General features: G+C 61.9%; 24 protein-coding genes. 10 read left to right on the top strand and 14 right to left on the bottom strand.

The genetic code is table 11. The features are described 5' to 3' along the window. Positions 1-478: 478 nt before the first annotated feature. Positions 479-1,351: a pirin family protein gene (locus PQR32_RS33490; protein WP_408237434.1), complete on the bottom strand. Its 873-nt coding sequence runs from the start codon at positions 1,349-1,351 to the stop codon at positions 479-481. Between the two features lie 103 nt (positions 1,352-1,454). On the opposite strand from PQR32_RS33490, the gene PQR32_RS33495 reads away from it, so the two are divergent. Next, a complete protein-coding gene (locus PQR32_RS33495) occupies positions 1,455-2,339 on the top strand; it encodes a LysR family transcriptional regulator (protein ID WP_408237496.1) in 885 nt (294 codons plus the stop codon). 56 nt (positions 2,340-2,395) lie between these two features. On the opposite strand, the gene PQR32_RS33500 is transcribed toward PQR32_RS33495, so the two are convergent. The 7 genes from PQR32_RS33500 to PQR32_RS33530 all read right to left on the bottom strand — a co-directional run bounded on the left by PQR32_RS33500 (position 2,396) and on the right by PQR32_RS33530 (position 8,922). Next, positions 2,396-3,094 carry a pirin family protein gene (locus PQR32_RS33500; protein ID WP_408237437.1) on the bottom strand — a complete coding sequence of 233 codons (699 nt, stop codon included), beginning with the start codon at positions 3,092-3,094 and terminating at the stop codon, positions 2,396-2,398. A gap of 264 nt (positions 3,095-3,358) precedes the next feature. Then, entirely contained in the window at positions 3,359-3,958 is a 600-nt protein-coding gene (gene wrbA / locus PQR32_RS33505; RefSeq protein WP_408237440.1) for an NAD(P)H:quinone oxidoreductase, read from the bottom strand. A gap of 140 nt (positions 3,959-4,098) precedes the next feature. Next, positions 4,099-4,521: a DoxX family protein gene (locus PQR32_RS33510; RefSeq protein WP_408237499.1), complete on the bottom strand. Its 423-nt coding sequence runs from the start codon at positions 4,519-4,521 to the stop codon at positions 4,099-4,101. A 277-nt stretch (positions 4,522-4,798) separates the two neighbouring features. After that, positions 4,799-5,179 (bottom strand): nuclear transport factor 2 family protein, encoded by a 381-nt coding sequence (locus tag PQR32_RS33515; RefSeq protein ID WP_408237443.1) that lies wholly within the window; start codon positions 5,177-5,179, stop codon positions 4,799-4,801. Between the two features lie 78 nt (positions 5,180-5,257). After that, entirely contained in the window at positions 5,258-6,616 is a 1,359-nt protein-coding gene (locus tag PQR32_RS33520; RefSeq protein WP_408237446.1) for an MFS transporter, read from the bottom strand. A 360-nt stretch (positions 6,617-6,976) separates the two neighbouring features. After that, complete coding sequence (locus PQR32_RS33525) at positions 6,977-7,984, bottom strand: zinc-binding alcohol dehydrogenase family protein (protein WP_408237449.1); 1,008 nt, start codon at positions 7,982-7,984, stop codon at positions 6,977-6,979. Positions 7,985-8,058: 74 nt separating this feature from the next. Continuing rightward, complete coding sequence (locus PQR32_RS33530; RefSeq protein WP_408237452.1) at positions 8,059-8,922, bottom strand: aldo/keto reductase family oxidoreductase; 864 nt, start codon at positions 8,920-8,922, stop codon at positions 8,059-8,061. A 158-nt stretch (positions 8,923-9,080) separates the two neighbouring features. On the opposite strand from PQR32_RS33530, the gene PQR32_RS33535 reads away from it, so the two are divergent. The 4 genes from PQR32_RS33535 to PQR32_RS33550 all read left to right on the top strand — a co-directional run bounded on the left by PQR32_RS33535 (position 9,081) and on the right by PQR32_RS33550 (position 12,370). Beyond that, positions 9,081-9,995: a LysR substrate-binding domain-containing protein gene (locus tag PQR32_RS33535; RefSeq protein ID WP_408237455.1), complete on the top strand. Its 915-nt coding sequence runs from the start codon at positions 9,081-9,083 to the stop codon at positions 9,993-9,995. Positions 9,996-10,247: 252 nt separating this feature from the next. Beyond that, positions 10,248-11,084 carry an aldo/keto reductase gene (locus tag PQR32_RS33540; RefSeq protein ID WP_408237458.1) on the top strand — a complete coding sequence of 279 codons (837 nt, stop codon included), beginning with the start codon at positions 10,248-10,250 and terminating at the stop codon, positions 11,082-11,084. Between the two features lie 190 nt (positions 11,085-11,274). Then, a complete protein-coding gene (locus PQR32_RS33545; RefSeq protein ID WP_408237461.1) occupies positions 11,275-11,553 on the top strand; it encodes a hypothetical protein in 279 nt (92 codons plus the stop codon). Positions 11,554-11,578: 25 nt separating this feature from the next. Beyond that, positions 11,579-12,370, top strand: coding sequence for a phosphate/phosphite/phosphonate ABC transporter substrate-binding protein (locus tag PQR32_RS33550; RefSeq protein WP_408237464.1), 792 nt, complete (start codon positions 11,579-11,581; stop codon positions 12,368-12,370). A 9-nt stretch (positions 12,371-12,379) separates the two neighbouring features. Here the strand turns inward: PQR32_RS33550 and PQR32_RS33555 are convergent, their stop codons facing one another. From PQR32_RS33555 to PQR32_RS33570, 4 genes are all read right to left on the bottom strand, one after another. Beyond that, positions 12,380-14,434, bottom strand: a complete 2,055-nt coding sequence (locus PQR32_RS33555; protein WP_408237467.1) for an acetyl/propionyl/methylcrotonyl-CoA carboxylase subunit alpha — start codon at positions 14,432-14,434, stop codon at positions 12,380-12,382. An 80-nt stretch (positions 14,435-14,514) separates the two neighbouring features. Continuing rightward, entirely contained in the window at positions 14,515-15,300 is a 786-nt protein-coding gene (locus PQR32_RS33560) for an enoyl-CoA hydratase/isomerase family protein (RefSeq protein ID WP_408237470.1), read from the bottom strand. Positions 15,301-15,332: 32 nt separating this feature from the next. Further along, positions 15,333-16,940, bottom strand: a complete 1,608-nt coding sequence (locus tag PQR32_RS33565) for a carboxyl transferase domain-containing protein (RefSeq protein WP_408237473.1) — start codon at positions 16,938-16,940, stop codon at positions 15,333-15,335. A 49-nt stretch (positions 16,941-16,989) separates the two neighbouring features. Next, a complete protein-coding gene (locus PQR32_RS33570) occupies positions 16,990-18,171 on the bottom strand; it encodes an isovaleryl-CoA dehydrogenase (protein ID WP_132377550.1) in 1,182 nt (393 codons plus the stop codon). A 298-nt stretch (positions 18,172-18,469) separates the two neighbouring features. Here PQR32_RS33570 and PQR32_RS33575 point away from each other — a divergent pair, with 298 nt between their 5' ends. From PQR32_RS33575 to PQR32_RS33585, 3 genes are all read left to right on the top strand, one after another. Continuing rightward, positions 18,470-19,219, top strand: a complete 750-nt coding sequence (locus PQR32_RS33575) for a TetR/AcrR family transcriptional regulator (protein ID WP_408237476.1) — start codon at positions 18,470-18,472, stop codon at positions 19,217-19,219. A gap of 91 nt (positions 19,220-19,310) precedes the next feature. After that, positions 19,311-20,141, top strand: a complete 831-nt coding sequence (locus PQR32_RS33580) for a DUF72 domain-containing protein (RefSeq protein WP_408237479.1) — start codon at positions 19,311-19,313, stop codon at positions 20,139-20,141. A 126-nt stretch (positions 20,142-20,267) separates the two neighbouring features. Continuing rightward, on the top strand, positions 20,268-21,386 hold the full coding sequence (locus tag PQR32_RS33585; RefSeq protein WP_408237482.1) for a 3-deoxy-7-phosphoheptulonate synthase: 1,119 nt from the start codon (positions 20,268-20,270) through the stop codon (positions 21,384-21,386). A 201-nt stretch (positions 21,387-21,587) separates the two neighbouring features. Here the strand turns inward: PQR32_RS33585 and PQR32_RS33590 are convergent, their stop codons facing one another. Continuing rightward, on the bottom strand, positions 21,588-21,866 hold the full coding sequence (locus PQR32_RS33590; RefSeq protein ID WP_006049832.1) for an HU family DNA-binding protein: 279 nt from the start codon (positions 21,864-21,866) through the stop codon (positions 21,588-21,590). A gap of 351 nt (positions 21,867-22,217) precedes the next feature. On the opposite strand from PQR32_RS33590, the gene PQR32_RS33595 reads away from it, so the two are divergent. Both PQR32_RS33595 and PQR32_RS33600 read left to right on the top strand, forming a co-directional pair. Further along, complete coding sequence (locus tag PQR32_RS33595) at positions 22,218-22,601, top strand: hypothetical protein (protein ID WP_408237485.1); 384 nt, start codon at positions 22,218-22,220, stop codon at positions 22,599-22,601. Between the two features lie 183 nt (positions 22,602-22,784). Continuing rightward, on the top strand, positions 22,785-24,758 hold the full coding sequence (locus PQR32_RS33600) for a putative bifunctional diguanylate cyclase/phosphodiesterase (protein WP_408237488.1): 1,974 nt from the start codon (positions 22,785-22,787) through the stop codon (positions 24,756-24,758). A gap of 28 nt (positions 24,759-24,786) precedes the next feature. On the opposite strand, the gene PQR32_RS33605 is transcribed toward PQR32_RS33600, so the two are convergent. Beyond that, positions 24,787-26,229, bottom strand: coding sequence for a purine-cytosine permease family protein (locus PQR32_RS33605; protein ID WP_408237491.1), 1,443 nt, complete (start codon positions 26,227-26,229; stop codon positions 24,787-24,789). Positions 26,230-26,386 lie beyond the last annotated feature (157 nt).

Below are 26,386 nucleotides of genomic sequence, written 5' to 3' on the forward strand. Positions count from 1 at the left end.
CGCTCAGCCGAGCGGATTCGAACGAGGGAAATGCGCGATTTAACTGAAATGGTCCTTTTCCCTGAAGCAACAATACGGCACCGGGCTGCACCAAGTATGCGCGGTAGTGCACACAATCATCCCGGTGCTTATTCGCTATGAGCGGTCTGGCGAACTCTTCGGGAAGCGGAAATTGGATTTTTTAAAATAAGGGAAAACCACAAAATGTCCGACCAGACAGATTCGAGTTTTCACGGTGCTCTGCTCCCGCGCGCATGCAGAAGCACCGGTCGTTTTAAGGGACGTCAGGAACGCAGGTTCGCAGCCGGGCGGCAACGAAGTTCGGGATTGCCCGATGGGCACGTCAGGCAATGCTTCCGAACCTCACCTGACAGACAACCACTATAAGAAGGCTGGTGAGCTTGCCACACTCTAGCCACAGCTTGCCCTTTCCAGAAGACGATGACGGCTTCGCGGACGAGCTACCACGCCAACTATTTCATCCCGCAGTGACGCGACGCTGCGCAGCCAGCTCGCGACCGACGCGGCGTATCTCGGCTTCGCCCTGCGCAAGCGCGTCTGGGTTCGTATGCACCGAGTAGTGACCGAGCACCAGTGGATACGGGTGCTTGATAGCGGAGCCGATGACGAACGACGTCGCCTCCTCGGCGTGCAACTCAATGGGCGACCTGTCGGATTCCTCGAACACGGCGAGCTGCCCTGCCTCGATCGGCTCAGATGCGTTCAGGCGGCCCTTGTCAATCGCCAGCCACGCGACGTTGTGCCCGGCAGGCGGCACATATCGCCAGGTCTCTCCGGCGCTCAGTTGAACGTGGAAATAGTTGATGCTTTCAGGTGCGCGTATATCGCTCGCCGCGGATCCGTGGCGGCCGAGGATCACGCGGACTGGCCCATCCCGCTGGACCTCGGCCGGCGAAATGTACTGGCTTTCCGGCGCCGAATTCTCCAGCGAAGGCGGTAGCGCGACCCAGAGTTGAAAGAGGCGTACGGTTTCGCCCGGCAATACGTTGCCGTCGTGCCAGACACCATTGCCGGCCTTCATCCATTCGAGGCCGCCGGCTGGAAGCTCGCCATGCTTGCCGGTCGTGTCCGCATAGGAGATGCCGCCACTCAGCACGGTCGTGAGTGTTGCGATGCCCGAGTGCGGATGGAATCCGAACATCGGCTTGCCGGTCGGCACCACCACGGCGTGATCAAGGAACACAAAAGGCTTGATCCATTCTCCGATATCGGAGGGACTGGCCAGACGAGTAATGCCGCCGTGCGCACTGCCGCCGGTGCGAAAAGCGATCCGGCGCGGCGCTTGCACTGTTTCGTGGATCGGGGTGAGTACGGCTGTGTCGATGTTCATGGCTCTGCCTCAAGAAAAAAGCGATACCCGTAAAGGTAAGAGCTTGCACTCCATCTTGAAAGCCTATATTTTTAGATTTCACCTATCGTCTGGAGCGATGGACATGCTTGACGGCCTTACCCTGGACCAGCTTCGGACCTTCATCGCGGCGGTCGATGAAGGCAGCTTCTCAGCGGCCGGACGCAAGCTTCGGCGCGCGCAATCGGTGGTCAGCCAGACCCTCTCGAATCTCGAGGCACAGCTCGGAGTCAAACTGTTCGATCGCGCGACCCGTTACCCGCAGCTCACCGACGCCGGCAAGAGCTTGCTGCTCGACGCCCGTTCCGTGGCTGACACGATCGATGGCTTCAAGGCGCGAGCGCGCGCGATGCGCGAGGGTCTGGAGCCCGAGCTGTCCGTGGCGATGGACGTGATGTACCCCATGGACAGCTTGACGAGCGCGGCGGCTCAATCGCAAAAGGATTATCCGCACACGCCGTTGCGGCTCTATGTCGAGGCGCTGGGTGGCGTGATGAAGCTGGTGCTCGACCGGATTTGCAACATTGGCGTGATCGGCACTCTGCCGATCGTTACGGACGAACTGCAGGTCGAACTGTTGCGTGAGCTCGAGCTCGTTACCGTCGTGAGCCCTTCTCATCCGCTTGCGAATCGCCGCGGCCTCGTTTCGGCGGCCGCCATCAAGAAGCACGTGCAACTCGTCCTCAGCGACCGAACCGCACTGTCCCAAGGAAGCGAATTCGGTGTCCTGTCGCCCTCGACGTGGAGGCTCGGCGATCTGGGGGCCAAGCATGCGTTTCTGAAGGCGGGACTGGGCTGGGGCCATATGCCTCTGCACATGGTCAAGGAGGACCTGGAAAGTCGCGCCTTGGTGACGATTCGCATTGAAGGCCTGCCGCGCGAAGTCGCGATGCCGATGAAGGTGGTTTACCGCAAGGACGCGCCACCGGGGCCGGCTGCCCGCGCTTTCATCGCACAGTTGGGAAAGTAGCGAATTACCGCGATTTGATCTGAACTGAGTTTGAGTAGGTGGAGCACAAAAAAGAATCAGCCCGCGTCCACCATCACTAGCTCGGAATCTTCGAGGACGGAGATCCGCACCTCGGCGATGTTCGTGATCGCCACGCCGTCCAGCGGCCCAACGAGCTCGCCATTCACTTCGATGTGTCCCGAGGCCACGACGAGATAGGCGCGACACGCCGGACCCAATTCGTGTCGAACGCTTTCACCTGCTTTTAGCATTGCGCCAAGCACCCGCGCATCGGCGCGAAGAGGAAGCGCACCTTCATCGCGGGCGAACCCGCTGGCGAGAGCGACGAAACGCCCTGACCGGTCGCTTTTGGGAAACGGCCGGGTATCCCATGCGGGTTCACCACCGGCTTCACGAGGCACCAGCCAGATCTGGTAAAGCTTGAGAGGCACCTCACCCTTGTTGAACTCGGCGTGGCGTATGCCAGTACCGGCGCTCATGACCTGGACATCGCCTGCGTGGATCGTTCCCTCGGAACCCAAGGTGTCTCGATGTCCGAGCAGGCCTTGGCGCACATACGTGATGATCTCCATGTCGCGGTGACCGTGCAGGGGGAAACCGCTGCCGACCGCGATCTCGTCGTCGTTCCAGACAATCAGCGGACCCAAGGCGGCGTGCGCGGGATTGCCGTCGGCGCTGACCACGAAATGGTGTTTCGCGCGCAGCCAGCCGCGTTCCGCCCCGTCCAATGATTTCCAACGTCTGTGTGTGAGCATGTTCTCCTCTGTTTCGAACCACCGCCAATGCGGCGCGCGTCACCGGTGCGATCGGCCGGATTGAGCGCCGCTGCAGGTGATGAGCGTGGTGTTTCCGGCGAATTCCGCCGTGATTTCAGCGTGCGGTATGCAGGCCGGCGCCTGCCAGCAGCTTCTCAGTGAGAAACACGCGGATGGCGATTCGATACCCAGGCCGGTGTCGGCCAGGTGGGAATCCGCCTGGCCGTCTCATTCACGCGTCGATGGTGCGAATTTGAATGACGTTCAGCCAAACAGCTTGTTTGCCGTCCGGGCGATCAGTTCGCCCTGGTGGCGAGCACCGGCGAGCTCGATAGCGCTCGGCTGGCGCTGACCTTGTCCACCGGCGATGGTCGTGGCGCCATACGGAGAGCCGCCGACGATCTCGTCCAGCGTCATCTGCCCCTGGTGGCTATACGGCAGACCGACGATGGTCATGCCGAAGTGCAGGAGGTTGGTGATAATCGAAAACAGCGTCGCCTCCTGTCCGCCGTGCTGGCTGGCGGTCGAAGTGAAGGCACCGCCGACCTTGCCGTTCAATGCGCCGCTCATCCACAGACCGCCGGCCTGATCCAGAAACGCCGCCATCTGCGACGAGATGCGCCCGAACCGGGTCGGCGTGCCGACGACGATCGCGTCGTAGTCGGCGAGTTCGGCGATCGTCGCGACCGGCGCTTGCTGATCGAGCTTGAAGTGGGCGGCCCTGGCCACTTCCTCCGGCGCGGTCTCAGGCACCCGCTTGACGTCGACCGTAGCGCCCGCCGAGCGCGCGCCTTCGGCGACGGCTTCCGCCAGCGCTTCGACATGGCCATACGAGGAATAATATAGAACCAGAACTTTCGACATTTCGACCTCCTTCCTATATCTGCGGTGATGCCACTGTGGGAAATGATGTGCGCCCGACAACGCGCACCCTGCTGCTGCGAGGGCCGATCAAGGTGAGACGATGCGGCCGGTCAGGCGGTTGTCTCATCGGAGCCGTCTTCCTAGTTCGCGGTCAGAGGCGAAACGCCCGACGCTGTCCGCCCGGCGCGCGCGTCGAGGCTGAACGCACCGGCACCGAAGTAGGTGATCTGCAGAAGACCACCGGCCATCATCACGTTCTTGAGAAAGTGAATCATCTGGTTTTGATCGGCGAAGTTGTGGTGAAAGAACAATGCAGTGACCACGCAGAATACCGCCATTGCCAGCGATACGGCGCGAGTCCTGTAGCCCGACAGCAGCAACAAGCCACCGCCCAGTTCGGTCAGCACGGCAACAACGAACGCGAGCGGCGGCACGGGCAGACCCATGGCGGCAATATAGCCAACCGTCGCAGCATACGCTCCGAGCTTGCCCAGCCCACTCATGACAAACGGCGCCCCGATCAAGATGCGGCCCAACAACGGAAGAAACTTATAACGATCCATGACAATCTCCTGAAATGAAATGACGACTGACATGAATGCTACGTCCGCAATGTTGGTGCGCATATCTCCGTGGCGGCAATGTATCGTTGCTTTTGGCAGAACGATGAGAATCAACTAAGGCAGCCCAATGGACCAGATCACTCATCTGGACGATCTTCGGCGCTTCGCAGGGGTATTGGGGCATGAAAACCATACGGCGGCCAGGCACGGCCCGGCATACGGACGTGGAAGCTCGACCGTCGCGTTCGCGCCCGGCCTGCAACTCGGGAGGGGTCCATTAATGCGGGAACAGTGGCGCGACGTCGATGTAGATACGGTAGTCGTCGATTTGCCTGGCGCGTATCCGCCAGATCGTCACGGCCGGCACAGTCAGTGTCGATCCGTCCTCGCGCGTGTAGGTCACTTCGATCCGCGAGATCAATACGTCGTCGAATGCCCAGACGTCAAGCAGTTGATGCTGGATGCCGGCAATCAATGCCATGAAGTTCTTCGAATGCTCGGCAACGTTCGCGCGTCCGATGACGGGGTCGTTGTTGGCATAGACAAACGTGCAGTTTTCCGTCAAGAAGCGCGCTAACCGACGCTCGTCCTTCGAATCAACCGCCTCGTACACTTCCGATGCATATTCGAATGCCGCTGTGGACGCCTCGCTGAACATGTCCAGTCTCCTTTTCAAATGGTGATTGAGTACGACGTCGTAGATAACCAGCGTCGCGAGGTAGCCACTATCGGCCGGTCAATGACTCAGCGATCCGACTCTGTCGGGCGCCGTTCTGAAGATGCGCGGCGGAGCAAGCTGCTTGACTAGCAAAGCGATACAGGAAAGCGCTCCGGCGACGGCGATCGTCGCGAAGACACCTTCAAGCGTAAAGTGCCAGCGTACGAGTTGGGCGACGAGAAACGAGCCTGCAATGCCGCCAAAACGGCCCATGCCGAGCATCCACGCGACGCCGGTGCCACGCCCTTCGGTCGGATAAAAGGCGGCCGCAAGCGCATTCATCGAGGCTTGCGCGGTATTCAGCAGCACGCCGGACACAAGCACCATCGGCACGAGCAGACCTACGTGCCCCGCCGTCTCTCCAATACCAAAGAGGCTGATCGCAGCGAGCAGGTAGCATGCGGCAATCACGAGATTGGCATTGAAGCGATCCATCAGCACGCCGCACAGCACCGCGCCGATGCCACCGAGCGGAAACAATGCGGAAATCAGCGTCGCGCTTTTCTGGCTCAGGCCTGCATCTTTCAGCAGAATTGGCATCCAGTTGATCAACGCGTAGAAAATCAGGAGGCCCATGAAGGCCGCGAGCCATAGCATCAATGAACCGACGATGTATGAACGCGACAGCACCAGGCCCAGCCCGTTGTCGCCCGCTCCCGGCGCGCTCTCGGCCAGTGCGAAGCCGCGCGCATGGATTGCTTCAACGGAGATGCGCGCGAGCGTTGCGCGAATGCGCGCTACGGGCTTGCCATTTGCAACCATGAAGCGTACCGATTCTGGCATCTTGAGCCATAGCAGGACACCGTGAAGTATCGGCGTGATTCCGCCCAGCATCAGAACACTTCGCCAGCCGGCATGGGGAATCAACCATGCCGCGAGCAATCCGCCCAAAGCCGCACCGAGTGGGAATCCGCAGCACATCAGACTGGTCACGGTCGCGCGGCGCCGGGTCGGGCAGAACTCGTCCGTCATGGTCACCGCATTAGCCATGGCTGCACCGAGTCCGACGCCCGTGATGAAGCGCAGCACGGTCAGTTGACCGATGTTCGTCGAGAACGCGGACACGAGACAGGCAACGCCGAAGAGGAACACGGACGCGATCATCAGGGACCGTCGTCCAACACGGTCGGACAAAGGGCCGGACACGAGCGCGCCGAACGCGAGGCCGAACAGGGCGGCACTCAGGACCGGTGCGAGATCGGGCTTTGCCAGATGCCACTCAGTCAGTAACGACGGCGCGATGAAACCGATTGCCGCGGTGTCGAAACCATCCAGCACGACAATCACGAAGCACATGAAAAAGATGAGTCGTTGAAAGCGGCCGAACGGGTGCTCGTTGATGAAGTCCTGGACGTCGACGACCGAAGCACGTTTCATCGTTTGTCTCCTGTGTCGATCGGAGTTAGCGCTTTAGCGCTTACTCCGATCCCATGCAGAGCTAGTCGATCGGAGTTAGCGCTTTAGCGCTTACTCCGGTCCCATGCAGAGCTAGTCGATCGGAGTTAGCGCTTTAGCGCTTACTCCGGTCCCATGCAGAGCTAGTCGATCGGAGTTAGCGCTTTAGCAAAGTCTCATGTCATCCCGCCAACTATCATTCGACGCAGATTCGATTTATATAGCATGATTGCAAATCGAATAATCAAAGTCAATGGGTTCCACGCGGCAAGCATCGCGAACGCAATCGGCACTAGCCGGCGACGAAGCAACACTGACCACGCCACACGGAGACGACCATCATCACTGGAAGCCTTCCAGAACGGTTTTTCCGATGGCCCTTCCCGTTTCGATCCGTTCGTGGGCCTTGCGCAGATTCGCTGCCGTCAAGGGCCCCTCCACGTGCGTGAGCGTCGTCCGCAGCACGCCGGCGTCGACCATTGCCGACACTTCTTTCAGCAGACGATGCTGGGCATCCATGTCCGCTGTCTGGAACAGCGACCGGGTAAACATCATTTCCCACGACACAGTGATGCTCTTCGGCTTGAACGGCGCAATGCTGTCGTCGAAGTTGTCAATCAGCGCTACATGACCCTGGGGGTTCAACGCGCGCGCGAGACTGGGAGCGCTGCCGGGCGTCGAAGTGATCGCCCCGATATAGTCCACGCCACTGAAACCGATCGCCTGCAGCGCTTCGTCGATGGGCTTGCTGTGGTCGGCAACGTGCTTCGCGCCCAGCTTGCGCACCCACTCGACACTTTCGGGCCGGGATGCCGTGGCGATGACAGTGAGGCCCGTGAGGCGGTTCGCTAGCTGGATCAGCATGGAGCCGACGCCACCTGCTCCGTTCAGGACGAGCAGCGTGCCGCAGGGTGCGCGCAAGCCGCGTGGCACCTTCATGCGGTCGAAGAGCATTTCCCACGCTGTTATCGAAGTGAGCGGCAAGGCCGCCGCCTCGGCGAACGACAATGAGGTCGGCTTGGGCCCAACGATCCGTTCGTCGACGAGATGAAACTCCGAGTTTGTCCCGGGGCGGTCCATCGCGCCCGCGTAGAAGACCTCGTCACCCGGGCTGAACAGTGTGACGTCGCTGCCAACCGCGTCGACAACGCCCGCCGCGTCGTAGCCCAGCACTCTGGGAAGCGGACTCTCCGAAGGATCTTCATACCGTCGGCGCTTCACATCGGCAGGATTCACCGACACGGCCTTGACGGCGACCCGCAAATCGCGCGGGCCAGGCTCCGGCATCGGAAGCTCGAGGTCGGTCAAAACCTCGACGCCCCCCTTTGCTGTATAACCAATCGCCTTCATTACATTCTCCAGTGCCGCCGATGCCGAACTTTCCTGGCTAGCCAATACGAAGTGCAAGTCCGCCTTGCGCGAGTTCAAATCATGCCGTCCAGTTGTTCGAGCACGTCAGCCGGGAGGGCGAGCGAGCCAGCCGCCAGGTTTTCGCGCAGATGCTCGAGCGACGACGTACCGGGAATCAGCAGGAGGTTGGGCGAGCGCTGTAGCAGCCAGGCCAGCGCCACCTGCATCGGCGTTGCGTCCAGCGACGACGCCACTTCGGACAGCGTCGCGGACTGCAAAGGCGTGAAGCCGCCCAGCGGGAAGAACGGCACATAGGCGATGCCCTGCTGCGCGAGCGCATCGACTAACGGGCCGTCGTGGCGTTGCATCACATTGAACATGTTTTGCACGCAGACGACCGGGGCAATTGACTGGGCTTCCTTGACCTGCGCGGCGGTCACATTGCTGAGACCCAGATGCCGTATCAAGCCCCGCTGCTGCAACCCGGCAAGGACCGTAAACTGTTCGGCGATCGATCCTTCGACCGGACGTCTGTCGTCCATCATGGTGCGCAGATTGACGACATCGAGGACATCGACATGCAGATTGCGCAGGTTGTCGTGCACGGCGGCGATAAGCGCGGCCTGACTCTGCGCCGGGATCCATGAGGCATCGCTACCGCGCACAGCGCCTACTTTGGTCACGATCGTGAGCTCGTCACGATACGGATGCAGCGCCTCGCGAATGATCTGGTTCGTTACATGGGGACCGTAGTAGTCGCTGGTATCGATATGGTTGACGCCGCTCGCGACTGCTTCACGCAGGACGGCAATCGCCGTATCTCGATCCTTTGGCGGCCCGAACACGCGAGGGCCGGCGAGTTGCATTGCACCGTACCCCGTGCGGCTCACGTGACGGTCCCCAAGCATGAACGACCCGGGAGCGTTCGTCTTCGTCATGATGAAATTCCTGTGTTGCACTGGTTTTGCTTCTGCCTGCAGGCCGATGGTTTGACCCGTCAGGAATGCTATATCCACAACGATATTTCGCCTATGTCCTGAATTGCAAAGCAACATTGCGAGTGGTAGAACGTTAAAGGCCCAACTCAGAGCCACCGATGAACCCAATCACCGACCTCAATGATCTTCGACTCTTCGCGGAAGTCGTCGAGCACGGAAGCTTCACGGCAGCGGCCCGCAGCCTCGGCGTACAGACGTCGAAACTCAGCCGGCGTGTTCGCGCACTGGAAGAGGAGCTTGGCGTTCGTTTGCTCAATCGCACCAGCAGGAGCCTGTCCCTGACGGAAACGGGGCGGCGGTTTCACCAGCATTGCCTCGCCCTGGTAGCGGAATCGAAGGCCGCCAGGGATTTTGTGGACCAGACGCGCTCAAAGCCGCAGGGCACCATACGGATAAGCTGCCCCGTGGGACTGCTGACCTCCGGCATCTCCGCGATCGTTGCGCAGTATGTCCAGGACAACCCGCAAGTGCAGGTCCTCGTCGATGCAACCAACCGCCGCGTGGATGTGGTCGAGGAAGGTCTGGACTTCGCCATCCGGGTCAGGCTTCCCCCTTTGGAAGACACCGATCTCGCGGTCAGGCAACTCGGCTTATCCGCTCAGATTCTGGTCGCCAGTCCGGATCTGGCGGCGCGCCACCCGGTGCCCAAGTCCCTTGAATCGCTCGAGGAATGGCCCACTCTTGCCATGTCCAGCAGCAGCGAGCGGTATGCGTGGAACCTGGTGGACGCCGAGGGTCGCGCGATGTCATGGGCGCATCGGCCTCGTCTGGCGACCGATGACCTGGCGAGCTTGCGGGTTGCCGCCTTGCGAGGCGTCGGCGTGGCCTTGCTGCCCCGGGAACTGGTCGACGCCGATATTCAGGCCGGCCGGTTGCAGCACTTACTGGCGGGACTGGCCACGACGCCAGGCCTCGTTCACGCGATCTTCCCCACGCGACGAGGCATGGTCCCGGCCGTCCGCCAGCTACTGGACGCCCTGGTTGCGGGATTCGAAGATCTGAACCGGAAGTGACAGTGCGAGTGTAATTGCCTGAGGCTTCGCGAATGGCCTCACGTCGGTGAATCCAGCTCGATATGTATCGCCTCTGACGATAGATCGCATCGAAACATATAGGCTTCTTTCCCGGCATCCCAACGCTTACTCTTCCCTCTACCCTGATCTGAGGCACATCTCACGATTTAACGCACAGGATTCCTACGTGCGACCTTCAAACGAATTCTTCCGGCTCATCTTCCTTGACACTTAGTCAATAAGGCATAGTTCATGCAAAACGTGCGTGCTGGTAACGCGCTCATTCCGGCCATAGGCTTTGGCACCTACGGGATGAATGGCGGTGACATCTATCGAATGATCCCCGCAGCCCTTCGTGCTGGCTTCCGCCATATCGACACCGCGCAGATCTACCGCAACGAGGCCGAGATCGGCGAGTGCGTCGCCGAATCCGGCATCCCAAGAAGCGAAATATTTCTGACGACCAAGGTCTGGGTTAGTAACTACTCCGCAAGCCACTTCGATGCGTCCCTGAACGAGAGCCTGCGCAAGCTCAAGACGGACTATATCGATCTGCTCCTGCTGCACTGGCCGGGTTCGGATGTGCCGCTGGCCGAACAGATCGCGGCGCTCAATGCGGTGGTGCGCGCCGGCAAGGTCCGGCACATAGGCGTCAGCAATTTCAACCGTGCATTGATGACGGAAGCTATCCGGCTTTCGGCTGCTCCGCTGGTCACGAACCAGTTCGAATACCATCCGTACCTGAACCAATCCTTGCTCATCGAAAGCACGCGCCAGGCTGGGCTTGCTGTGACAGGATATTGCGGCATGGCGATTGGCCGCGTGTTCTCGGACCCGACGCTCAAGGCGATCGCGGCCCGTCATGACAGGACCATCGCCCAGATCGTCTTACGGTGGCTTGTTCAGCAGCCCGGCGTTGCGGCGCTGTCGAGAACCACGCGGATCGATCGACTGGCACAAAACCTGGCGGTATTCGACTTTGAGTTAGACGGTGCGGACATGGCAGCCATACACGCATTGGCGACGGCAAACAGCCGCATCGTCGATCCGCCCGGTCTTGCCCCGCTGTGGGATGGTACGGGCGGTTGACGAGCTGGTCGGCGGCGCGACGCCGGCTAATCTCCAGACCGGAAAGCTTCCGCAGACGTATTCAGCTTCTGTTCGGCGCAGCCCATGAAGTCGCGGCCATTTCACCGCAAATGCCGGTTTTCCCACATACCGCAAGCTTACGACTTGTCATCCTGATGGCTCAGGCGTGTGTGTGTGGCGGGAGATGGCTATGTCGGTCTATGTCGATGAAGGGTTCAGGCCCTGTGTGACGGAATGCGCGACGGTCGCGTTCCGGGTGTGCTGTGATGATCGGGCGCAGATTTTCGAGGTCAGCGCCGAGGCACTCGTGACTTATTGTGGCGCGGCGAGCAAGCGCAAGCGTGATCTGCTCGTCGCCTTCGAAGATGCGCAACTGGAAATCCTTTCGGTCGCCGCGCAGAAATGGACGTTCAGACCGACGGAGCCGGTGCGTCTCGGCCTCGACGAATTCCGAATGGTCAGACATTAAACGGCAGGTATGCCAGAATCGCATCATGACCTGGATCGCCGCCCTGCCAATGTATAACGTCACGCCCGCGCTCGAATTCGAGTGGCGCGAGTGGCTTGCCGACGTGCTGCGCATGGTCAAGCCCGCGTGCCGCATCGTCGAACCGGACGAGGAATTGCACGGCTTCTGGCGGCGTCCCAATCTGCTGATCTCGCAGACCTGCGGTTATCCGTTGATGCACGGCTTGCACGAACAGGTCCAACTGATCGCGACGCCGCGCTTCGACGCGCCGGGCTGCGAGGGCGCGCATTATTCGAGCATGCTGGTGACGCGCGCGGACGCGCGGTTCGATACCCTCGCGGCCTGCCGCGGCGCACGCGCCGCCTACAACCAGGACGATTCGAATAGCGGCATGAACGTGTTTCGCCACGCCGTGGCGCCGCTCTCGAGCGGCGGCATGTTCTTTAGCTCAGTGTTGCGAACCGGCTCGCATCTCGGCTCGTTGCGCGCGGTGGCGGAAAATCGCGCGGATGTCGCCGCGATCGATTGCGTGACCTTCGCTTTCGTGTGCGACGAAATGCCGGAATTGGCCCGCCAGGTTCACCGGATCGGCATGACGGCGCCGTCGCCGGGCTTGCCTTTGATCGCCTCCGACACGGTGCCTTCAGCGACGATCGAGGCATTGCGCGAAGCGCTGAACGAGGCGCTCGTCAACCAGCCCGAGCGCGCGAAACGCCTGCGTTTGCAGGGCTTTTCCGTGTTGCCGCCCTCGGACTACGAACGCATCGAGCAGCTCGAAAACGAAGCGCGCGCCGTCGGCTATACGCGCCTCGCCTGAGTCGCGGATTTACTGCTGCTGCACGTCCAGCACCAGCAGCTGCGCGCCGTCAGCAACCTGATCGCCGACTGCATACAGCACCTCCGACACCGTACCGGCCGCCGGCGCGCCAATGGTGTGCTCCATCTTCATCGCTTCCATCACGATCAGCGGCGTGCCCTTCTCCACCACGGTGCCCGGTTCGACCAGCACCGCGATCACCTTGCCGGGCATCGGCGCGGTCAAACGGCCTTCGCCGCCTTCGGCGTCCGCCGCGTGCGCGAGCAGGTTCTGCCACTCGAACGACAGCGCTTCGCCGAGGCAGAACACATGGAACGTATCGCCGTCGACGAACACGCGGCCCGTTGCGCGCGCGTCGCCGATCGTCGCGCGAAATTCATGCGGACCGCTGCCGTCCGACCAGCTAAAGTCTTCGCGCACGCCGTCGTGTTCGAGCGTTTGTGTGCCGCCGTCGCGCGCGAACGTGACGGTGAAGGCGCTTTCGCTGTCGTTACCCGCGCGACCGCTGTCCAGATCGCGCCAGCCGAGCGTCTGCGTGTAGCCGCTGTTCAGGCGCCAGTGCGACAGCGCATCCCACGGCGACGCGCCGTGCGCCGTGCCGCCCTCGCGCTTGAGCAACGCCGCGCAAGCCAGCGCCAACGCTTCCTTGAACGGCTTCTTGCGCGGCGCGAACAGGGCGTCATGGTGACGCTCGATCAAGCCCGTATCGAGATCGCCCGTTGCAAACGGCTCGCTCGCGACGATGCTTTGCAGGAACTCGACGTTGGTGTGCGGGCCGACTACTTCGCAAGCATGCAGCGCGCGGCTCAGACGCGCGAGCGCCTCCTCGCGCGTGGCGCCGTGCACGATCAGCTTGGCGATCATCGGATCGTAGAACGGCGTGATGGTGTCGCCTTCACGCACGCCGCTGTCGATACGCACCGGCGCCTTGCGTCCGGGCTCGCCGAGGCCCGCCGCGTCGATGGCGAACTCCACGCCCTCCGGCATGCGCAAATGCTTGAGCGTGCCCGTCGACGGCAGGAAGCCGCGCGCCGGATGTTCGGCATAAATACGCGCTTCGATCGCGTGACCGTCGATCTTCAACTGTGCCTGCGTGAGCGGCAGCGGTTCGTCGGCGGCGACGCGCAGTTGCCATTCCACCAGGTCCTGGCCGGTCACCATCTCCGTGACCGGATGCTCGACCTGCAGGCGCGTGTTCATTTCCATGAAATAGAAGTCGCCCGTGCCGGTCATGATGAACTCGACCGTGCCCGCGCCGACGTAATCCACGGCACGCGCGGCCGCTACCGCCGCCTCGCCCATTTCGCGCTTGATTTCACCGGACAATCCGGGCGCCGGCGCTTCCTCCAGCACTTTCTGATGACGCCGCTGGACCGAGCAATCGCGATCGAACAGATAGACCGCGCCGCCGTGACGGTCCGCGAACACCTGCACTTCCACGTGACGCGGCCGCGTCAGGTACTTTTCGATCAGCACGCGGTCGTTGCCGAAGCTGCTCGCGGCTTCCCGCTTGCACGACGCCAGCGCCGCCGCGAAATCCTCGCTGCGTTCGACCACGCGCATACCCTTGCCGCCGCCACCTGCGCTAGCCTTGAGCAGCACCGGATAACCGATCGAATCCGCCTCGCGGTGCAGCAGTTGCGGGTCCTGATCGTCGCCGTGATAGCCCGGCACGAGCGGCACGGCCGCTGCATGCATCAGCGCCTTCGCGGCGGCTTTCGAACCCATCGCGGCGATGGCCCCAACCGGCGGTCCGATGAAGACGATACCGGCCGCCTCGCACGCATGCGCGAAGTCTTCGTTTTCCGACAGGAAGCCGTAGCCCGGATGCACCGCCTGCGCGCCGGTGGCGCGCGCGGCTTCGATAATGCGTTCGACGCGCAGATAACTCTCCGCCGCCGTCGAGCCGCCGATGTGCACCGCCTCATCGCACGCGGCCACGTGTTTCGCGTTGGCGTCCGCATCGGAATAGACGGCCACGCTCGCGATGCCGAGCCGCTTGCAGGTCGCGGCGACGCGGCACGCAATCTCGCCCCGGTTGGCAATCAGGATCTTGTTGAACATGAAGTGTCTCGATGAAGTGTGCCGTTTTTTCGGGGCTGTTGTTCTGGTCAAGGCGCGGCGAGCACCCTGGAATGTGTGCGTCAGTCGCGCCAGGCGGGCGGGCGTTTTTCAAGGAACGACGCGACGCCTTCGCGGCCTTCCGCGCCGGCACGCGTACGCGCGATGCACGCCGCCGTGTCCTCGATCATCGCGTCGTTCAACTCATGGCCCGCGATGTCCTGCACGAGCTGCTTGCACGCGCGCACCGCTTGCGGTCCATTGGCGCACAGCGTTTCGGCAATCTGGCGTACGGTGGCGTCGAGTTGCTCCATGCTCACCGCTTCGCTGACGAGCCCGAGGCGCAATGCCGTCGCGCAATCGAATTGCTCGGCGGTCGTGAAATAGCGGCGCGATGGCTGCTCGCCCAGCGCTCGAATCACGTACGGCGCGATGGTGGCCGGAATCAAACCGAGGCGCGCTTCCGAGAGGCAGAAGCGCGCGCTTTCGACAGCCACCACGATATCGCACGCCGAGATCAAACCCATGCCGCCAGCGTACGCGTCGCCGTTCACGCGCGCGATCACCGGCTTGTTGCAGCGATAGATCGACGACAGCATGTTCGCCAGCAGCATCGCATCGGCGCGGTTCTCGTCGTCCGAGTAACCGGCCATCTTCTTCATCCAGTTCAGATCGGCGCCCGCGCAGAACGCCTTGCCGTTCGCGGCGAGCACTACCGCGCGCACGTCGTCGCGATCGTTGAGCGCCGTGAAGGCCGAGGTCACTTCGGCGATCATCGTTTCGTTGAACGCGTTGCGCACGTCCGGACGATTCAACGTGACCGTCGCGATCGGTCCGGCGAATTCGATGTTCAGTGTTTCGTATTGCATACGTCGCAGCTCCTGCGCTTCGTCGCGCATCGTCACATTCTGAACACGCCGAAACGCGTGTCTTCGATCGGCGCGTTCATCGCGGCCGACAAGCCGAGGCCGAGCACGTCACGCGTTTGCGCCGGATCGATCACGCCGTCGTCCCACAGACGCGCACTCGCGTAGTACGGGTGGCCCTGATGTTCGTATTGGTCGCGGATCGGCTGTTTGAACGCCTCTTCTTCTTCGGCGCTCCACGAACCGCCCTTGCCTTCGATGCCGTCGCGTTTGACCGTAGCCAGCACCGACGCCGCCTGCTCGCCGCCCATCACCGAGATGCGCGCGTTCGGCCACATCCAGAGGAAGCGCGGCGAATATGCGCGGCCGCACATGCCATAATTACCCGCACCGAACGACCCGCCGATGATCACCGTGAACTTCGGCACCTTGGCCGTCGCCACGGCCGTCACCATCTTCGCGCCGTTACGCGCGATACCTTCGTTTTCGTATTTGCGGCCCACCATGAAGCCGGTGATGTTCTGCAGGAACACGAGTGGAATCTTGCGCTGGCAGCACAGCTCGATGAAGTGCGCGCCCTTGAGCGCGGACTCCGAAAACAGAATGCCGTTGTTCGCGATGATGCCGACCGGATGCCCCCAGATATGCGCGAAGCCGGTGACGAGCGTGGTGCCGTAGCGCGCCTTGAATTCGTCGAACGCCGAATCGTCGACGATGCGCGCGATCACCTCGCGGATATCGAACGGCTTGCGGGTATCCACGGGAATCACGCCGTACATGCTCTTTACGTCGTAGCGCGGCGGCTTCGGTTCCTGCAACGCCACCGGCACCTGCTTGCTGCGATTCAGATTGCCGACGATGCTGCGCGCGATCCCCAAAGCATGCGCGTCGTTCTGCGCGAGATGATCGACCACGCCCGACAAACGCGTGTGCACGTCGCCGCCGCCGAGGTCTTCCGCGCTCACCACTTCGCCAGTCGCCGCTTTCACCAAAGGCGGACCGCCGAGAAAAATCGTCCCCTGATTCTTGACGATGATCGACTCGTCGCTCATGGCCGGCACGTAGGCGCCGCCCGCGGTACATGAACCCATCACGACGGCGATCTGCGGAATGCCCGCAGCGGACAGATTCGCCTGATTGTAGAAGATGCGGCCGAAGTGATCGCGGTCCGGAAACACGTCGTCCTGGTTCGGCAGATTCGCGCCGCCCGAGTCGACCAGATACACGCAGGGCAATTGATTTTCAGCGGCGATTTCCTGCGCCCGCACATGCTTTTTCACGGTGACCGGATAGTAGGTGCCGCCCTTGACCGTTGCATCGTTGCAGACGATCACGCACTCCTGCCCGGCGATCCGGCCAATGCCGGTGATCACGCCCGCGCCGGGCGCGTCGTTGTGGTACATGCCGTAGGCTGCAAGTTGCGAGAACTCGAGAAACGGCGTGCCCGGATCGAGCAGCTTCTCGATGCGATCGCGCGGCAGCAGTTTGCCGCGTCCCGTGTGTTTGTCGCGCGCCGCCTGACCGCCGCCCAGTGCGAGCTTCTCGACCTTCGCGCGAAGGTCGGCGACCAGCGCTTCGAGCGCCGTCGCGTTGGCGCGGAAGTCGTCCGAGCGCGGATTCAGCTTTGATTCGATGATCGGCATTACGTGGCTCTCCTGTTCGCCGCTTCTTATTCGCTTCGGGCCGTTGCGCTCAGGCCGTTTCGGCGAACAACTCGCGGCCGATCAGCATGCGGCGGATTTCGCTGGTACCCGCGCCGATTTCATAGAGCTTCGCATCGCGCCACAGACGGCCAACCGGATACTCATTGATATAGCCATTGCCGCCGAGAATCTGGATCGCCTCGCCCGCCATCCACGTGGCTTTTTCCGCCGTGTAGAGAATCACACCGGCGCAGTCCTTGCGGACCTGGCGCACATGTTCCTTGCCGAGCGTATCGAGTTGACGGCCCACCGCGTAGAGATACGCGCGGCACGCCTGCAATGTCGTGTAGAGATCGGCCACCTTGCCTTGAATGAGCTGGAATTCGCCGATCGGCTGACCGAACTGCTTACGGTCGTGGATATACGGCACGACCGCGTCCATGACCGCGACCATGATGCCGGTCGGGCCGCCCGCGAGCACGGCGCGTTCGTAGTCGAGGCCGCTCATCAGCACCTTCGCGCCGCCGTTCAACTGGCCGAGAATGTTTTCTTCCGGCACTTCCACGTCCTGGAACACCAGCTCGCCAGTATGCGAGCCGCGCATGCCGAGCTTGTCGAGCTTCTGCGCAACGGAGAAACCCTTCATGCCCTTCTCGACGATAAACGCCGTAATGCCGCGTGAATTCGCTTCGGGGTCGGTTTTGGCGTAGACGACCAGCGTGTCGCAATCCGGGCCGTTGGTGATCCACATCTTCGTGCCGTTGAGCACATAGTGGTCGCCCTTCTTCTCGGCGCGCAGCTTCATGCTGACGACGTCCGAGCCTGCATTCGGCTCGCTCATGGCGAGTGCACCGATGTGTTCGCCCGACACGAGCTTGGGCAGATACTTCTGTTTTTGCGCTTCCGTGCCATTGCGATGAATCTGGTTGACGCACAGATTCGAATGCGCGCCGTACGAGAGACCGACCGAGGCCGACGCGCGCGAGATTTCCTCCATGGCGATCATGTGCGCCGTGTAGCCCATGTTCGCGCCGCCGTATTCCTCCGAGACCGTCATGCCGAGCACGCCCAGATCGCCGAACTTGCGCCACAGGTCCATGGGAAACTGATCCGTGCGATCGATTTCCGCGGCACGCGGGGCGATTTCTTTGGCAGCGAATCCCGCGATGCTGTCGCGCAGCATTTCGATTTCTTCGCCGAGCGGGAATTGCAAACCGGGCAGGTTGCTCATTGCTGTGTCTCCAGAGTTCGTTGGCGGCCGGCCTCGGGTGGGCGCCGGCTGGTCCGGTTGCGGCTCGGCGGACGGCGGTGGCCTTGTGGGCCGCCCCTGTCGTCCCGCACGAGGCGCGAAACGTTCAAGGCGCATTTCACGCTAGATTTACGTAAGCGTCAATAGGTATTTTTGAGTGTTACTCAGAAAATGGTGTAACCGCCTACAAACCCGACAAGGCGTGATAGCATCGTCGTCATCGGGCTCATCCCGCGCTCCTGAGAGCCGAATTCGCTTCATAAATCTGAACTGGACTCATATGACGGTTGCCACGAAGGCCGAGTTACCCGCCTCGCGCCGCCAGCCGGCCGGGCGCAAGTCGCAGCAACGCGTGAAGGAGATCCTTCAGGCCGGGCGCGACGTGTTCTCCGAAAAGGGCTACGAGCGCGCAACGACCGCCGAAATCGCGCAGCGCCTCGGCATTTCCGAAGCGACCGTGTTCAGCTATTTCCGCGGCAAACGCGAGTTGTGCGCGCGGGTGATCGGCGACTGGTACGACGAGATCATCGAAGCGATCGAATCCGGCTTGCCGCGCGACGGCAATGTGCGCCAGCAGTTTGCGTTCATCGTTCGCACGCACTTGCGGCTGATGCTGGTGAACGGCACCGATCTGTGCGCGCTGGTGCTGTCCGAAGGCCGGGCGCGCCATCATGAGCTGAGCGAGGCGCTCACGGAGTTGCAGCGCCGCTACACCGCGCCGCTGATGCGCGTGCTGGCGCAAGGCCAGGAAAGCGGGCAGATTCGCGCCGACATGCCGTTGCGCTTGCTGCGCTCGATGGTGTTCGGGCCAATGGAGCATGTGCTGTGGGACGCCACGCTCGCGAACCGTCGCATCGATATCGATGCGACGGCGGATCAGCTCATCGACGTGTTGTGGGCCGCGCTGACGCCGCCGGATCTGGCGGTGAGCGCGTTGCAGCAGTTCAGAGCAGAGGTGGCGGAGGCAAACCGGCGGTTTGAAGAGGCTGCGCGCGGAGCAACGGATATGCCTGTTGACGGCAGCGAATAGCGACCGCAATTTCGTAGCTGTGCACTTCAGTTCCACGGCGAAAAAACCGCTAATCTACTGCTTCCCGCGCGAAGTCAGATGGAGAAGCCAAGTGCCGAAAGAACCCGCTGCAAAGACCTCAAAAGCCGCAAAAACCTCGAACATCCGCATCGGCATAGGCGGCTGGACCTACGCGCCCTGGCGCGGCACCTTCTACCCCTCCGACCTCACACAAAGCCGCGAACTCGAATACGCCAGCCAGAACCTCACATCGATTGAAATCAACGGCACGTTTTACGGTTTGCAAAAACCGGCGAGCTACGAAAAGTGGTACCAGGAAACCCCGGACGATTTCGTCTTTTCGTTGAAGGCGCCGCGTTACGCGACCAACCGAAAAGTCCTCGCCGACGCGGGCGAAACGATTGAACGCTTCTTCGGCAGCGGCGTGCTGCTGCTCAAGCAGAAGCTCGGCCCGATCAACTGGCAATTCGCGCCCACCAAGAAATTCGACAAGGAAGACTTCGAAGCGTTTCTGAAGTTACTGCCGGCCAGTATCGAAGGCCAGAAGCTCAGGCATGCGATCGAAGTCCGCAACGACACCTTCAAGACGCCGGACTTCATCGCGCTCGCCCGCAAATACAAAGTCGCGGTCGTCCTGGCCGGCGACAGCGACTACCCGCAGATCGCCGACATCACGGCGCCCTTCGTGTACACGCGCATCATGGGCACGACGGACAAACAGGCCAAAGGTTATTCGACCAAAGCGCTCGACGCATGGGCCGAACGCGCACGGCAACTGGCGGCAGGCACGACACCGGACGACCTGGAAACCTCGGCGGATGCACCCGCAAAAACGGCCGCGCGCGACGTCTATCTCTACGTGATCAGCGGCTTCAAGGAACGCAATCCGGCGGCTGCCATGGCGCTGATCAAACGTCTCTGACGCGCGCCTCCCGGCCGCATCGCGCGAGTGTCATAATCCCGGCAGCGAAGACAAGCACAATCGACGCACCCACACATACGCAGTCAGGCCGCGAGGCCACTTCATCACAAGGTCCGGGAGAATATTTTGAGCGCCATCGACAATCCTTTGCACGATCAGGAAGTCGGCTCGGCCGACGCCACCCAGGACACCACGCGCATCGACGACGTTCGGATCGGCGCGGTCCGTCCACTGATTTCCCCTGCGCTGTTGCAGGACGAGTTGCCCGTGCCGCCTTCGGTGCAGACGCTGGTCGAGAAAACCCGCGCGGAAATCGCCGACATTCTGCACGGCCGTGACGACCGGCTCGTGATGATCGTCGGACCGTGTTCGATTCACGATCACGATCAGGCCATCGAATACGCACGCAAACTGAAGGTCGCCGCCGACACCTACAAAGACGATCTTCTGATCGTGATGCGGGTCTACTTCGAGAAGCCGCGCACCACCGTCGGCTGGAAAGGCTATATCAACGACCCGCGTCTGGACGGCAGTTTCCGCATCAACGAAGGTCTGCGTCTTGCACGGCAACTGCTGCTCGACATCAACGGTCTCGGTCTGTCCACTGCCACCGAGTTTCTCGACCTGCTGAGCCCGCAGTACATCGCCGACCTGATCGCGTGGGGCGCCATCGGCGCGCGCACGACGGAGAGCCAGAGCCATCGTCAACTGGCGTCAGGCCTGAGCTGCCCGATCGGTTTCAAGAACGGCACGGACGGCGGCGTGCAGATCGCCGCGGACGCGATCGTCGCCGCGCGCGCGAGCCACGCGTTCATGGGCATGACGAAAATGGGCATGGCCGCGATCTTCGAAACGCGCGGCAACGACGACGCGCACGTGATCCTGCGCGGCGGCAAGAAAGGGCCGAACTACGATAGCGCGTCGGTGGAAGCCACCTGCGTGGCACTCAAATCAGCGGGTTTGCGCGAGCAGGTCATGGTCGACTGTTCGCATGCGAACTCGGGCAAGTCGCATCTGCGTCAACTGGAGGTGGTGCAGGATCTGGCGCAGCAACTGTCGCAGCGCGAGCGCCGCATCATTGGCGTCATGCTGGAAAGTCATCTGGAAGAAGGCCGTCAGGATCTGAAGCCAGGCGTGCCGTTGCGTCACGGCGTATCGATCACGGATGCCTGCGTCAGTTGGGCGCAGACCGAGCCGGCGCTCGAGACGCTCGCCGAGGCCACCCGCAAACGTCGCGCGGGCTGAGCGCGAGCCGGGCCGCAAGCGCCGCGTCGAGCACGCCCCCCAGGAAGCCCCTTGGGGGTGAGCACAAACACACGCGCCGCACCAGCCGCCGATCGATCCACCTAACCGGGGTTGGGCAGCGCGTGATTCCTCACGCCCGATGCATCGCTCGCCGCGCGCCAGGTTGGCGCGTGTGGATGCTCCGGCGTGAAGCGCGTTGCATTACGACGCGTTGACGGCTTCCTTGAACGCCTTGCCAGCGGTGAACTTCACCGTCTTGGCAGCCGCGATCTGGATCTCGGCACCCGTCGACGGATTGCGGCCCACGCGTGCTGCGCGCGCGCCAGTCGAGAAAGAACCGAAACCGACCAGTTGCACCGTATCACCACCCACCACGGCTTTGGTCACCGCTTCGACGATCGCGTCGATGGTCTGGCCGGTGGCCGCTTTGCTTTCGCCCGTCGCTGCGGCGACTGCATCAATCAGTTCCTGTTTGTTCATAGCACTTCCCGTATGGTAATCATGGAACCGGCGCCACATCTGTTGCGCCGGGACCGACACACTAACGCATAGGCGCGGGTTCGCGCAAACCTTGGGTGTAAGCCTTGTATCACCCGCCCACAGGGAATTTGACGATTTTTTGGTGCAAAGTGCCATAAGAATCGCGCGCTTAGACGTTTCTCGGGCTCGACGCGTGTTTTCGCGTTATCACAATCCGTTGCAATTTCAGTGCTTTAGCGCCTCGCAAGCCACTACCGGCGGCCTTTTTTCCTATGTTATGGTGGATCGCACAGAGTCGGCATTTGTCAGGCGCGGCGTCCCGTAAATAAAGAATCCGGGAGGAATAAAAAAATGAAATTTCGCCATATTGCAACATGTGCGCTGCTCGCCGCGACGTCCTGCGCGGCCCTCGCAGCCGACGAGAAAGGCTGCGCCACGCTCGTCGGCACAGCAAATTCGCCCACGCCACAGAGCTTTCAGGTCCGTGACGGCGAGCCGGTCGACCTCGTCAGCGGCACCGGAACCGTGCACGGCAAGCTGCTGGTTTTCGGCGATAGCGGCGTCTTCCGGGCCTATTGGCAGCCCGAGAACAGCCCGGAAAAATATGTGCTGGCGAATGCCGGCGTGAATACCGTGCGGCTCGTCTCCACGCCGCCGCAAGGCACGCCGGCACAGAACGGCCAACCCGGCACGACGCTCACGCCGCAACGCGTGCTCTCATGTCCGGTGCTTTGAGGCGACGAGCCTGTCACTTCGGCGTCCGGACGCGGCACAAATGACACCCGGCGCCTTGCCACCCGGTCGTACTTACCGTTTATTCGCCGGCAATTGATTTCTATCTGAGCCGCCCTCAAGGTCCCATCCGTCCTGCCGATATACAAGGCTGCGTGTGCTGCGCAAACGTTTAAAGGGACGGGGATGGTTCTGTTAGCCAAATTGAGGGATGCGCTGTCGGTCGCGGAACGCGACCCCGAGCTCGTACGTTCGCAGCTCGAAGCATTCGGCCATCAGGTCCCTCTTCTCTACTTCATCCTGCTCGTCAACACGGCAGCCGTCGCCATCACGCACGTCAACTGCGCGCCGGCATGGTTGTCGATCTACTTTCCCGCGACGCTGTGCACCCTGTGCATCATCCGGTGCATACGTTGGTGGCACCTTCGGCACCGCGCCCTGACGCTCGACAAGGCGCTGCCCGAACTGCGCAAGCTGACCTGGCTTGCCGGCTTCTTCGCCGTCGCATTCAGCAGCTGGTCGTTGCTCCTCTTTCCCTACGGCACCGCGTACGAACAGACGCAAGTCGCGTTTTACATGGCGACCACGCTGGTCGGCTGCGTGTTCTGCCTGATGCACCTGCGCGCGGCTGCCATGCTGCTGCTGTCGATCGTCATCCTAAGCTTTTCGACTTTTCTGGTTTTCACCGGCTATCCGGTCTTCATTGCGATGGCCGTCGACATGACACTGGTCGGGGTCGCGCTCGCCTTCATCATTCAGTTGTATTGCCGGACCTTTGCCGACGTGGTGCACGCGCAGCGCGAGTTGCAGGCGAGCCAGCAAAAAACGCAGCGCCTCAGCGACGACAACTTCCGGCTCGCGAGCATCGACAGTCTGACGGACCTGCCCAACCGGCGCAGTTTCTTCGCCTCGCTGCGCGCGCTGTCCGAGCAGGCGCTCGGCACCCATGGCGGTTTCAATGTCGGACTGATCGATCTCGACGGCTTCAAACAGGTCAACGATATCTACGGCCACGCCAGCGGTGACCTGGTGCTGCAGGAAGTCGGCTCGCGTCTGCTGGCGCTTGCCGAGCCCGGCATTTTCTTCGCGCGACTCGGCGGCGACGAATTCGGCGTGCTCGCGCAGCACAAACTGGCAAACGAGACGCTCCTCGAGTTGGGCGAGCGCATCTGCGCGGCGCTCGGTCAGCCCTATCGGGTTGCCGGCAACGTCGCCGAGTTGTCGGGCACGATCGGCTGGGCCGCGTTCCCCGAAGCCGGCACGACGGTGGCGCAAGTGTTCGAACGTGCCGACGCGGCGCTGTACGTGGGCAAGGAAAGCCGGCGCGGCACGCCGGTCATCTTCTCGACCGAACATGAAACGCGCATCCGGCGTTCGAGTCTCGTGACTCAGGAACTCCGCCATGCGGACCTCGAGTCAGAACTGTTTCTGGAGTTCCAGCCGATCTACGACGTGGTCACGCAATGCACCCTCGGTCTGGAAGCGCTCGGGCGTTGGCACAACGCACGGCTCGGCGCGGTCAGGCCGGAAGAATTCATCCGGATTGCCGAGCGTACCGAACTGATTCTGCGCATCACGGAAGTGCTGCTGCACAAAGCGCTCGACGAAGCGGCGCGCTGGCCGTCCGAGCTTTATCTGTCGTTCAATCTGTCGGCGATCGATATCTGCACGTCGGCGCGCGCCCGCCGGCTGATCGATATCGTCTTGGCAAGCGGCGTGCCGCCGCATCGCGTGTCGTTCGAAATCACCGAGACCGCCGTGACGCGCGATTTCGAACAGGCCCGCTGTTCGCTCACCATGATCAAGAAAGCCGGTTGCCGCGTGTCGCTCGACGACTTCGGCACCGGTTATTCGAGCCTCAGCTATGTGCATCGCCTGCCCTTCGATACGATCAAGATCGACCGCAGCTTCATGACGGACGTGGATACCAACAGCGCGTCGAAGAAGATCGTCAAGTCGGTGCTCGACCTGTGCCGCAACCTTGGGCTCGAATGCGTGGTGGAAGGGCTCGAGACGGCATCGCAAGTCGAGGTCGTCAAGGCGCTCGGCGCACGCGCGGTGCAGGGTTATCTGTTCAGCCGGCCGATGCGGGCAAGCGCGATTGCCGCGTATTTGCAGGCGGCGCGCGGGCACGACTACGCTGCGCAAATGCTGCCCTAGTCGACTCCCCGCGTCTCGTCGCTCCGCTCTATTGACCCACGCTGTCCGCGCCGCCGAATTCGTGCGGCAGGATCATCTGCTCGGGAATGTCAGCCCCTTTCATTCGTGCGGCGACGTAGTACAGCAAGGCGGGCGCGGCGAGCCCGACAATCCACGAAATATCGACGCCGCCCAACGACTCGACTAAGCCGCCGGTATAGAAGCTCGTCGCGATGAACGGCATCTGGACCAGCACGCCGAACGCGTAAACCGCGATGCCCGTCATATTCCAGCGGCCATAGCGGCCATCCGGATCGAATAGTGCCGGCACGTCGTAGCGCTCTTTGGTCACAAAATAATAGTCGACCAGATTGATCGCGCTCCACGGCGTAAAGAACGCGAGCAGAAAGAGCAGGAACGCGGAGAATTCCTTCAGGAACGCGTGATGACCGGCCAATGCCAGGCCCGTCGATGCGCCCACCATCGCAAAGATGAAGCAAAGCCGCGCGCGGTTCGAAATCGACCGTTGTCCGCCGAAGCCGGTCATGATGGCGGCCACCGACATCACACTGCCGTACGCATTGAGCGTGGTGATGGTGAGCTTGCCGAGCGCGATCGTGAAGTACAGCACGGCAGCGAGCATGCCGGTCGCACCCAGCCCGACGATGAACGACACCTCGTGCCCCGCGAAGCGATTACCCGCGAGCGCCGCTGCAAACACGCCGAACACCATCGAGACCTGTGCGCCGATCACGGAGCCGAGACCCACCGCCCAGAACGTCTTCAATGCCGACGTGGCTCTTGGCAGATAGCGCGAATAATCGGCGACATACGGACCGTAGGCGATTTGCCACGAAGCCGACAACGACACCGCGAGCAGGAACGAACCGACCGTAAAGTGCCGGTTGTTCAGCAGCACGCCGATATCGTGGCCATGCAGCAGACTGGCGAAGAGATAAAGGAAAGCCAGCACGCCGACGATGCTCGACATACGCCCCATCGAGTGAATGGTGCGATAGCCGAGTGCGGTCAGCACGACGATCAGCGCGGCGAAGATGAGGATCGCCGTGGTGTTCTCGACATGCAGCAACTGTCCGATCGCCTGCCCGGCGAGCACGGTGCCGCCGGCGGAGAAGCCCACGTACATCACGCAGACCAGCGCGAGTGGAATGATCGCGCCATAGACGCCGAACTGCACGCGGCTCGAAATCATCTGCGGCAGACCGAGTTGCGGGCCTTGCGCGCCATGCAACGCCATCACCGCGCCGCCAATGATCTGTCCGGCGAGCAAGCCGATCAACGACCAGAAAACGTCGCCGCCGAGCACGACCGCGAGCGCGCCGGTCACGACCGCCGTGACCTGCAGATTTGCCCCGAACCACAACGTGAACTGGCTAACCAGGCTGCCGTGCCGTTCGGCTTCGGGAATATAGTCGATGGAGCGCCGCTCGATCAGTGAAGGCGTCGATGCGCGCGGGATGGAAGTTGCCATATATATCTCCTGACATGTCGCTACGCTGCCTTTCAGCAGCTATGGGAATGCGGTTGGGTGACGATCGATGGCTGTCTGATTTTGTTATTCGACTCGCTGGGTGTTCGTGGTTCGGCCGGCCGAGCTAGAACGCAGTGGTGAGTTCCGGCACTGCTTC

This window comes from Paraburkholderia dipogonis (assembly GCF_046027395.1).
Taxonomy (GTDB): Bacteria; Pseudomonadota; Gammaproteobacteria; order Burkholderiales; family Burkholderiaceae; genus Paraburkholderia; species Paraburkholderia dipogonis_A.

Bases quoted from the DNA above. Each gene is read 5' to 3' on its own strand.
- PQR32_RS33490 (WP_408237434.1), bottom strand. From the start codon at position 1,351: ATGAACATCGACACAGCCGTACTCACCCCGATCCACGAAACAGTGCAA.
- PQR32_RS33495 (WP_408237496.1), top strand. From the start codon at position 1,455: ATGCTTGACGGCCTTACCCTGGACCAGCTTCGGACCTTCATCGCGGCG.
- PQR32_RS33500 (WP_408237437.1), bottom strand. From the start codon at position 3,094: ATGCTCACACACAGACGTTGGAAATCATTGGACGGGGCGGAACGCGGC.
- wrbA (WP_408237440.1), bottom strand. From the start codon at position 3,958: ATGTCGAAAGTTCTGGTTCTATATTATTCCTCGTATGGCCATGTCGAA.
- PQR32_RS33510 (WP_408237499.1), bottom strand. From the start codon at position 4,521: ATGGATCGTTATAAGTTTCTTCCGTTGTTGGGCCGCATCTTGATCGGG.
- PQR32_RS33515 (WP_408237443.1), bottom strand. From the start codon at position 5,179: ATGTTCAGCGAGGCGTCCACAGCGGCATTCGAATATGCATCGGAAGTG.
- PQR32_RS33520 (WP_408237446.1), bottom strand. From the start codon at position 6,616: ATGAAACGTGCTTCGGTCGTCGACGTCCAGGACTTCATCAACGAGCAC.
- PQR32_RS33525 (WP_408237449.1), bottom strand. From the start codon at position 7,984: ATGAAGGCGATTGGTTATACAGCAAAGGGGGGCGTCGAGGTTTTGACC.
- PQR32_RS33530 (WP_408237452.1), bottom strand. From the start codon at position 8,922: ATGACGAAGACGAACGCTCCCGGGTCGTTCATGCTTGGGGACCGTCAC.
- PQR32_RS33535 (WP_408237455.1), top strand. From the start codon at position 9,081: ATGAACCCAATCACCGACCTCAATGATCTTCGACTCTTCGCGGAAGTC.
- PQR32_RS33540 (WP_408237458.1), top strand. From the start codon at position 10,248: ATGCAAAACGTGCGTGCTGGTAACGCGCTCATTCCGGCCATAGGCTTT.
- PQR32_RS33545 (WP_408237461.1), top strand. From the start codon at position 11,275: ATGTCGGTCTATGTCGATGAAGGGTTCAGGCCCTGTGTGACGGAATGC.
- PQR32_RS33550 (WP_408237464.1), top strand. From the start codon at position 11,579: ATGACCTGGATCGCCGCCCTGCCAATGTATAACGTCACGCCCGCGCTC.
- PQR32_RS33555 (WP_408237467.1), bottom strand. From the start codon at position 14,434: ATGTTCAACAAGATCCTGATTGCCAACCGGGGCGAGATTGCGTGCCGC.
- PQR32_RS33560 (WP_408237470.1), bottom strand. From the start codon at position 15,300: ATGCAATACGAAACACTGAACATCGAATTCGCCGGACCGATCGCGACG.
- PQR32_RS33565 (WP_408237473.1), bottom strand. From the start codon at position 16,940: ATGCCGATCATCGAATCAAAGCTGAATCCGCGCTCGGACGACTTCCGC.
- PQR32_RS33570 (WP_132377550.1), bottom strand. From the start codon at position 18,171: ATGAGCAACCTGCCCGGTTTGCAATTCCCGCTCGGCGAAGAAATCGAA.
- PQR32_RS33575 (WP_408237476.1), top strand. From the start codon at position 18,470: ATGACGGTTGCCACGAAGGCCGAGTTACCCGCCTCGCGCCGCCAGCCG.
- PQR32_RS33590 (WP_006049832.1), bottom strand. From the start codon at position 21,866: ATGAACAAACAGGAACTGATTGATGCAGTCGCCGCAGCGACGGGCGAA.
- PQR32_RS33595 (WP_408237485.1), top strand. From the start codon at position 22,218: ATGAAATTTCGCCATATTGCAACATGTGCGCTGCTCGCCGCGACGTCC.
- PQR32_RS33600 (WP_408237488.1), top strand. From the start codon at position 22,785: ATGGTTCTGTTAGCCAAATTGAGGGATGCGCTGTCGGTCGCGGAACGC.
- PQR32_RS33605 (WP_408237491.1), bottom strand. From the start codon at position 26,229: ATGGCAACTTCCATCCCGCGCGCATCGACGCCTTCACTGATCGAGCGG.